The sequence below is a fragment of the Capsulimonas sp. genome (genome assembly GCF_039929585.1).
Lineage (GTDB): Bacteria > Armatimonadota > Armatimonadia > Armatimonadales > Capsulimonadaceae > Capsulimonas.
Genome location: NZ_JBDSQY010000174.1, coordinates 1 through 8,018, shown reverse-complemented (window position 1 = coordinate 8,018; position 8,018 = coordinate 1). Strand labels below are relative to the sequence as shown.

General features: G+C 60.6%; 10 protein-coding genes. All 10 read right to left on the bottom strand.

Annotated elements, in window-relative coordinates:
* Positions 1 to 2,349 (bottom strand): phage/plasmid primase, P4 family (locus tag ABIZ35_RS12405; RefSeq protein WP_348220221.1); only part of this gene is annotated, 2,349 nt, incomplete at its 3' end.
* 11 nt (positions 2,350 to 2,360) lie between these two features.
* Entirely contained in the window at positions 2,361 to 2,612 is a 252-nt protein-coding gene (locus tag ABIZ35_RS12400; protein ID WP_348220220.1) for a hypothetical protein, read from the bottom strand.
* Positions 2,600 to 4,759 carry a ParB/RepB/Spo0J family partition protein gene (locus ABIZ35_RS12395; protein ID WP_348220219.1) on the bottom strand — a complete coding sequence of 720 codons (2,160 nt, stop codon included), beginning with the start codon at positions 4,757 to 4,759 and terminating at the stop codon, positions 2,600 to 2,602. The genes ABIZ35_RS12400 and ABIZ35_RS12395 overlap by 13 nt, the downstream gene beginning before the upstream one ends.
* Complete coding sequence (locus tag ABIZ35_RS12390; RefSeq protein ID WP_348220218.1) at positions 4,716 to 5,051, bottom strand: hypothetical protein; 336 nt, start codon at positions 5,049 to 5,051, stop codon at positions 4,716 to 4,718. Before ABIZ35_RS12390 ends, ABIZ35_RS12395 begins: the two co-directional genes overlap by 44 nt.
* Positions 5,048 to 5,341, bottom strand: coding sequence for a hypothetical protein (locus tag ABIZ35_RS12385; RefSeq protein ID WP_348220217.1), 294 nt, complete (start codon positions 5,339 to 5,341; stop codon positions 5,048 to 5,050). Before ABIZ35_RS12385 ends, ABIZ35_RS12390 begins: the two co-directional genes overlap by 4 nt.
* Entirely contained in the window at positions 5,331 to 5,858 is a 528-nt protein-coding gene (locus tag ABIZ35_RS12380) for a hypothetical protein (RefSeq protein ID WP_348220216.1), read from the bottom strand. Before ABIZ35_RS12380 ends, ABIZ35_RS12385 begins: the two co-directional genes overlap by 11 nt.
* Positions 5,859 to 6,386, bottom strand: a complete 528-nt coding sequence (locus ABIZ35_RS12375) for a hypothetical protein (protein WP_348220215.1) — start codon at positions 6,384 to 6,386, stop codon at positions 5,859 to 5,861.
* Positions 6,383 to 6,982 (bottom strand): hypothetical protein, encoded by a 600-nt coding sequence (locus ABIZ35_RS12370; protein ID WP_348220214.1) that lies wholly within the window; start codon positions 6,980 to 6,982, stop codon positions 6,383 to 6,385. The genes ABIZ35_RS12375 and ABIZ35_RS12370 overlap by 4 nt, the downstream gene beginning before the upstream one ends.
* A gap of 56 nt (positions 6,983 to 7,038) precedes the next feature.
* Complete coding sequence (locus ABIZ35_RS12365) at positions 7,039 to 7,296, bottom strand: hypothetical protein (protein ID WP_348220213.1); 258 nt, start codon at positions 7,294 to 7,296, stop codon at positions 7,039 to 7,041.
* Positions 7,296 to 7,505: a hypothetical protein gene (locus ABIZ35_RS12360; protein WP_348220212.1), complete on the bottom strand. Its 210-nt coding sequence runs from the start codon at positions 7,503 to 7,505 to the stop codon at positions 7,296 to 7,298. The genes ABIZ35_RS12365 and ABIZ35_RS12360 overlap by 1 nt, the downstream gene beginning before the upstream one ends.
* Positions 7,506 to 8,018: the final 513 nt, after the last annotated feature.

Sequence of the window (8,018 nt, the reverse complement as noted above, 5' to 3'; positions counted from 1 at the left end):
GTCCTGCTCGTTCTTGTACTCCTGGGTGGCGAGCAGCACCTCCGCCGGCGGTTGCAGTCCGGATCGCCTCCATTCCAGACAGCCGGCGATCAGCCAGTTGAGGATCCCGGGCGTTTCATCGTACAGTTTCTCGAACAGGCGCTTGTCCTTCTGGTCCTCGCTGATCTCCGCCGTGAACGGAACGACGAGCACGCGCCGCCAGATGCCTTTGTCGTCGCCGGTGATCCGGGGCTTGTAGTTGCCGAACATCCACAGTTTCGCCACGGGTTTGAAGTTGACGTTCCCGGTATAGAGCGCGCGCGCGCTGACGGTGTCGCCGCCGGACAGATCCTTGATCAGAGCTTCGTTGAGACGGTCCCCCTGCTGCACCTCGGCGACGCTGACAAAGCGTTTACCGATCAGGTCCATGAGCTCGGGGGAGGCTGCTCCCGCGTTCTTGCCGTGGCTGTTGAGCATGAACGTCTCGCGCTGGCTCTTGACGCCGTAGTCGCCGAGGATGCGCTTCAGGATCTCAATAAAGACGCTCTTGCCGTTCCCGCCTGGTCCGTACACGTAGGCGACGACGTGCTCCTCGACGCTGCCCGTCAGTGTGTAGCCGCTGAGCCGCTGGATGAACGTTCGGACGGCCTCCACCGGCTGCCAGATGTCCATGGCCTGGGTAAAGACGGGCGCGGCGGCGTCCGCGTCGAAGTCCACCGGAGCCAGGCGCGTGATCAGATCCTCGCGCTGGTGTGGATCCAGCTCCCCGCTCTTGAGGTTCAGGGTCCCGTTCGACACATTCAATTTCCATTGATCTTGGTCCCAGTCGGAATGGGTCACCGCGACCTCGGCGTCGGAGGAGGCCAGCTTGATCATGGCCATGAGGCGCGTGGCGTCCAGGCTCTTCTTGGCGTGCTTCGCCAGCTCAATGCGCTGGATGTCATCGGGGCAGTCGGCGGCTTCCCGGAAGATGTTGCGCGCCGTCAGTTTCGCCAGCTCCTGGGTGGCGTTCGTCTGATCGAGCGCCCAGCGCCGGCCGTCCCACACATACCACTTCCCGCAGCTATGATCGAACCGGATGTTCTCCTTGTGCTGGGAGACAAATCGCCGCGCGTTTGCAGTGTCAGTGGCGAAGTAAGCGGAGGGCGGGCGCTTCGGCTCGTCTGGCTCCCCCGGCGGCGGAGCGTCTTCGTCCAGGCGGTCCGCGGCGGCGGCGGGAGGCGGCGGCGGCGCGGGATCCGCGTCCTTCGATGTGGGCGGTTCCCGGCGCGGCGGACGCTGCTCGCCGAAGCCCTCGCGCCCCAGCTGTCCCGCCGCTTTTCGGAAGTCGCCGTCATGCTTCAGCGCGGCGTACACTCCGAACGGCGTGTACGACCTTTGCATCTCGAACGGCGAGGCGTTGCTGGAGAAGGCGAAGAACAGGCCGCTCCCCGCATAGTTCGTCGTCGCGCTGATGTGCCGCCCCTGCTTGCCCGGGCGACACCAGAGCGTTTTGTCGCCGTGATGCCCCACCCGTCGCCAGCCGATCTCTTCCAGCAGCTGCTCGTAGTCGCCGCGGTTGTTGTAGTCTTCGCCAGGGCGCAGGCCGGAGCCGTCCACGCGCGGCGCCGTGCGGCCGACCACGCGCTCAGGCTCCACGTACATGTTATAGAGCTGAGCCATGCGGTGGTAGGCTGTCCGTAGCTCCGCAGTGATCGCCGGGATCCGCGTGAGATCACCGCGCACCAGCACGTAGGGCGCATCGCCTGGATGGCACTCCGCAGGCGTCGGCGGGGCAAGAACATAGCCGCCTTCGCCGCGCGTCTCGATGCGCGTTTTTATCTGGTGAGGGACGCCGTCAATCACCTTCAAGCCTTTGGCTTTCGAGCCAGGCGCGGCGACCAGGTTCATCGCCAGTTTGACGTTTCCCGCGACCGGAGTTTCGCATCGGTAATAGAGGTGACGCCCGCCCCTCGGCGTGATCGCCAATGGTAAAGTCTCAATGGCCTCGCCGAGATCGTGATCAAGACAGGTCTGCACCCACTCATCATAGAGGCCGACTTCGTCAAAATCGAGGATTTCCAGGTGACCGGAAACGATCCCGCCGATGATCCCCAGGCCGCGTACGATCTGGCCTGCGCCGGAGGGGGCGAACCAGTGGAGCAGTTCATCCTCGGTCGCGTAGTGGCTTTGGTAGGGCTTCCACACCGCCTTCTCCCGCTTCTCCGACTCATCATACTCGCGCGGGAGGACGCGCCAGTCCGGGCCTTTCGTGCGCTTCGCCGGGTCAGGGTCTCCGTAGATCGGAAGCACTGAGACGCCGGCGGCGATATAGCTCCGCGCGGCGTCCAGTAGTTGTATTTCTTGAGTTGTCGGGCCAATCTCAGGCATTCATTTCTCCGTCAGCGGACTGAGTGACCGGGTGTTTCGACTTCGTTGTCGAAGGGGATGGGAACAACGTCCAGGAACTCGCGCCAGGCGTCACCGCCGTGCAGGTAGTGAGCGTAGCCCCGCGCCTCCAGGGGCGAGCTGAAGCGCAAGGGAACGTGGGTTTTTTCGTGACGGTCCAGCACGTGGATGAACACGCCGCCGGAAATCTCCTGGAGGCCGTAGTCGATTTCCGGCTCGATCGGCGACAAGTCTACAGATTGCACATGCCGCTCCCTTCCGCCGCAAGAACCGCCGCCATCACCGCCGCGTCTTCCCGTGCGCAGATCCCGCACAGATCGCCGGCCTCTTTGGGATGACAGCCGCAGTCGGTGCAGAGCTCGACCAGATTGGAAGGCAGAGGAGACGGACCAGGCTCGCGGAACGCGAGCCTGGTGGACTCGACGTCGATCAGCACGGCCGGCGGCTCACCAGGGATGCAGCCGGTACACAGATCATCCTCTGCCCAGGCGCAGGACGGATCGCAGCCGGCCTCGTCCGTGCAGCCACACACGCGGCATGTCGTGACTTCCGGGCCGCAGTTTGCGCAATAGAATGCGCCCTGGGGTGTCTTCATTTCGCCGATGTCGCTCAACGAAACGCCGTTCTCAAGCACGGTCCAGACACGTCCATCGCGAAACGGGACGACCTCCATGCAGCCGAGACATTCATCGGGCGGAACGAGCTTCGTCCAGCCATCGGCCGGCGCTTCCTCCGCAGGCGTTTCGGGCTCCGCTGTCATCGGAGCCATCAACAGTTCAATCATGCTCTTCCCGGGCGTTTGGTAGCGGTTGCCGATCGCTTGAATGTACTCCGTGGCTTCGCTGCTGATCGCGAAGTCGAGCGCAATACGAGTTAAGGCGCTGGCGTCCAACTTTGCCAGCTCCGCCAGGCCAACCTTCCTATCGTATTGGCCCATGACTTTACTGACGTCCAGGGAGACGCCGGCGCGCTTCGCACAGGCTTTCAAATTCTCCGCCCCTGCATTGCCGCGCCAGTTCTTAATCGCCAGCCAAGTCAGGATAGCCGCGCCGCGACCGTCGAAAGAACGAGATCCGTGCTTGCTAATGATCGCCCGAATGAAGTCGATATCGGGTGTCATTTGGTCCAGCGCGTTCTTTCGCTGCGTCTCCACTTCTTTGACGTGAAGCTCGGCGAAGCGTTTGGGATCGAGACAGATCGGCTTCACGGCGCCGGAATAGTCCAGACCTTCAGAGCGGCAAGGACAGGCTCCCTTTGATCCGCATTTCGCGGAACAGGACGCCGGGATGCACTCGTCCTGCTTATCGATCTCCTTGACCTCGCCATGCTTGTAGGTGCTGATCTTGCGCAGTTTTGGCCCGTCCTTTGGCCTCGTTGCCTCCGCCGCCTTTTTCTCGGCGTTGATCACTGCTTTCGCCGCTTTGTTCAGCTCTTTGTAGTGATCGGGCTTCAGGCAGAAATTGTAATATGACGGGTTATGATAGGCGCCGAAGGGGCAATCCTTACAGATCTTCTTCCAGTCGAACTTAGTGCCCAGGCCGTCAAGGTCGACGACAACGCCGGACTTCTTCACCTCTTCACGATGCGCCCAGTCCAGGCCGGAAAGCCCCTTCTCCAACGCATTGGTCTTGATGTCGTATCGAACCACAACGCCGGCAATCATGGACGCGACTTCCGGGAAATCCGCGTAACGGATCAGCGCCTTTCCATGGGAAACCGTCAGTGTCTTCGACTGGATCAGCGCCTGGACGTCCGCCGGCAAGCGCAGCAGGCTAATCAAGCTGCTGACCTGTTCCTGGGAGGCGTTGACGCCGGCCGCGATCTCCCCCTGCGTCATGCCGACATCCGCAGACAGGCGCTTGTAGCCACGCGCAATCTCCATCGGGTTCAGGTCCCGGCGCTTCACGTTCTCGATGATCGCCAGGCGAAGATGAGTGTTGTCGTCGAGGCCTTCGCGCACGATCGATGGGATCTCTTGCAGACCAGCCAGGCCGGCTGCGCGCCAGCGCCTTTCCCCCATCACGATCTCATACTCGCACGTCTGGTATTGATCGACGCGCGCCTCGGCGGCTTCCTTGCCGATTACGTCCTCGATCCAGGTCATCGTAGCGGTGACGTACACGCGGTAAAGCTCCCGCTTATCGTCTGCCGGCGCGATCGCGCACATGTGGGGTTCGGGTGTCCGCCGGCGCACCATGATCGGCTGGAGGATGCCATCTTCCTTGATACTGTCGGCGAGATCCTGGAGGCCGGCGGCGTCGAACTCCTCGCGAGGGTTGAGACGGCTGCCCATGATCGACAGACGCGGGAGCATCACGATCTGCGGCGTTGCCGTCGCCGGCGTCGCGCTATCCCGCGCGGAATAATCTTCGGTTTTTACTGATTTGGGCACTCAACGACCTCCCCTCTTTGTCGATCGGAACAATCTCGATATGCGTTTCCCAGGCGTCTCCCAGCAGGTCCTGGATCCAGTGCTTGGCTTCGCCCCGCGCCATGAACATGGGAACCTTCGGCTTGGGAAGGCTGCCGGCATCTTCAGTGAATTCCCCGTTGTGGGTGATCAGATTCCGGCTGGCCATGTGACGCAGCGCATAGCGGCCCGTTCCTGGGAACGTGAGCGGCTGCGGCGTCTCCATTTGCTGGCGCAGCGCCGGCGATGTCATCGCGTGTGTCGCGGTGTTCAAGAGGCGTCCTCCTCGTTTAGATCGTCCAGCGCGTTCTGGATGCCCCACGCGTAATCGCTGAATTGGTCAATGGCGGCAAAGATGGACAGCATCGCCATCATGGACAGGGCGATCCCGCCGGCGCGCGCCCAGCCGGTCGGCAGGAACGAGAGCACGACGGTGGTCAGGATGCACGTCGCGGCGACCCAGCCCCACGCTTTCGCATTGTCGAGATGGCGCGGGCTGATCGTCTGGTCAACGTTGTCGATCGTGATGACGGTCAAATGGTTCATGTTGTGATTAACGGCCATTGGTTTTGCCTTTCTGGTGATCAAGACAGAACTCGCCGCCAGTATTGCGGATGGAGAGCGTCGATTGTCCAGAGGTCAATGCCTTCTGACAATCCTGGCATTTCAGCCTTGGCGCACCTCCGTTTTGCTGAGCAGGAGGGCCTTGCCGAGGCGAATCGTTCTGATGTCCATCGCTCTGTGCGCCACGATTTGCCTTTGCCATTTCCTCGCGGCTCGGGCGCTTATCGCCGCTGTAAGTGCAGTTCGCAAGTGCGCGACCGACAGCGCTCGTGTCGCAGTTCTCCACCCAGCAATTGCTATTGGGGCCGTTCCCGCCCTGGCTCTCCTGTGCGTAGCCAACGCCTGCGGGCATTGGGTCAGACTTGTCGAACCAGATGGAGGCTTTGATGATCACGTTTTTGTGATCATCGCTGACGCGATAGATGTCAGTGATCACGGCGCCCAGGGGATGATCACCCCAAAAACGCTTTAATCTCTGCTCAACCGTCTCGTAATCGTTGAGGTTAAAATTGGCCATCTACTTGCCCTCCACTAGTGCGATGACGCTATTGGCGTTGGCGATCACGGTATCGCGCTTGCTCGGGCTGGGACTGCCCCACACTCTCACGAATTGCACCAGGTCCAGGAGATCCCGTAACGCGTCCAACAATTCAGGCGCCGCCGCGATCAGACGCGAGTCGGGATGCGAAGGGTCGAAGGGGATCATGAGGCTGCGTCCCTCGGTCACGCGATTGCGGAAGGCGACGTCGCGCTGTCCTTTGCGGACGGCGTCAAGCACTGTCTTGCTTCCACTGTGTGCTGTTGCCAAGTGGGGCTCGTTGCCGAAGTTCACCCAGCACCAGGGGCCAGGCGTGTGACGCGGCGAATGTGCTTCTGTCTCGACCGCCGCTTGCTGCGCGGGCGTCCCCAGAGAGTCGCACGTGAAGCAGCAGTCGAATTCGTCCATAAGCCGCCCACAGGCCGGACAGTTGTTAGACAGTGCAACGCCGGCTCCGTTGACGTAAGGAAGATCAAATGTTTTGTCGAGATCGTCGTAGTTGCTCATTTCCAGTCACTCGCTCCTTCGATTTCGTCAACATCTTGACGAAGGCGTGTTTGGCGCTCGCGATCCGTTTCCTTGCGGTGGGTAACGCGCGTTCCGATCGTCTCGCCCTGGACGTAGAACATGCCGTTCCGCAACTCTCCCTGGACGGTATTGATGTCAAGGTATCCCAGGCTGTGTATGATAAGAGGCGTCCCCGGCGGGAACGAGTAGTAGGGTCGAGCTTCGTCTTTGGGCGGACGGGCGGACTTACACACAGGCGTTACCTCCGTTTGCATCGCTCGGCCATCAGTGAGCTGCTCGGCAAGCAGCCCCATGTGTTTGCACTGGCGCTGGCGGATCTTGTTGTCAGGGCAACTACAGGTGAACGGCTGACGGTTACGGACGATGACGGCATAACGCGCCGCGTCCAGATCGGAAGCGTCGTAATAATCGTAGACGTCGATCGACTGATTCGCGTACCGGGGTTTTCGATACAGGAAGGCGCCGGTTTCACGGATCGAGTCGACGCGCGCGGCGAGGTCCGGATCGGATAACTGGATGTGCGCCTGCTGATAGTTGTTGACAGGCGCGGTGCGTTCGGGGTAAGATATGTTCACGTTTTAAAAATCTCCGCTCAGATGGCCTGCCAGGGCATATCTGAGCTTTTTTTTGTCTATGCCCGTGCCGTTGGCGCGGCCGTGGCTGTCGTTTCTGTCTGCTTTGCTTCTTCCGCAAGGCGTCCCATCGCCCTCTTGGTTCCGAAAATAAATAGGTTTTCCGAATAGCCGGTTATCCGGCCCAGCTTCTCCACGAGCATCGGTCCCCCGCCCCCATGCCGCCAGATGCGGCGCAGATACGGCACGCTGATGCGCGCGGCTTTGGCGATCTTCACTTCGCCGGGTATCACCTCCCTTTTCTGTTTCGTCGCCATCAGAGCGCCATCTCCAGCGGTCCCTCTTGTCCGACCTCCGCCGGCCGCGCGTCCACCAGGTAGCGGGTCGTCTTCCACTTCTTGCCGCTATTCAGAAGCGCGAGCCTCATGGCGCGGTAAGTGGTTTGTCGCTTCCGTGCAATATCTTCGGGGGAGACCCCCGCCCGAAGCTCCCGGTCGATCTCGTCAATGTCAGCCTGTGTAAGCATCCGCTCCTCCGTACTGTTAACAATCTCTAACAACTCAATCTTACCACGGTTCCAAACCGTTGTCAACATATATTAACAACTTTATTTCAAACAGTTAGGCAACTTTTACAACAATCTTGTGTCACACTTTCCATGACAACATTTTTAGCATTGCAGCCGGGTAGAAATCGGGGAGTCAAGTTGGCCTCTTGGGATGACAAAGAGCGTGCAGGTTCGCGCCCGATTGATGGGCGTTTTCCTGCACTGGCGCATGAAATTCGGCGACTTCTAGGTTGGACTGGTGATGGAAGGCCCTTTCTTAGTTCCCGAATGGCGGCGGGAAAGACAGGCGTCAATCACGCAACTATTACCACCTTAGCACGAGGACACAGGGCTTCACCTGATTCCCTCGCTAAGGTAGCCTCGGGCCTCGGTGGCGAGTATTCGAGATTGCTGAGCTTGGCTGGCTACATAACGGTTGAAGAGATGGACCCTCTCTCGAAAATTGGGACGGATATCGACATATCCCCCTTG

What these genes read in the sequence shown, in the direction of transcription:
- ABIZ35_RS12385 (WP_348220217.1), bottom strand. Translation starts at nt 5,341, where the DNA reads ATGGCCGTTAATCACAACATGAACCATTTGACCGTCATCACGATCGAC.
- ABIZ35_RS12380 (WP_348220216.1), bottom strand. Translation starts at nt 5,858, where the DNA reads ATGGCCAATTTTAACCTCAACGATTACGAGACGGTTGAGCAGAGATTA.
- ABIZ35_RS12375 (WP_348220215.1), bottom strand. Translation starts at nt 6,386, where the DNA reads ATGAGCAACTACGACGATCTCGACAAAACATTTGATCTTCCTTACGTC.
- ABIZ35_RS12365 (WP_348220213.1), bottom strand. Translation starts at nt 7,296, where the DNA reads ATGGCGACGAAACAGAAAAGGGAGGTGATACCCGGCGAAGTGAAGATC.
- ABIZ35_RS12360 (WP_348220212.1), bottom strand. Translation starts at nt 7,505, where the DNA reads ATGCTTACACAGGCTGACATTGACGAGATCGACCGGGAGCTTCGGGCG.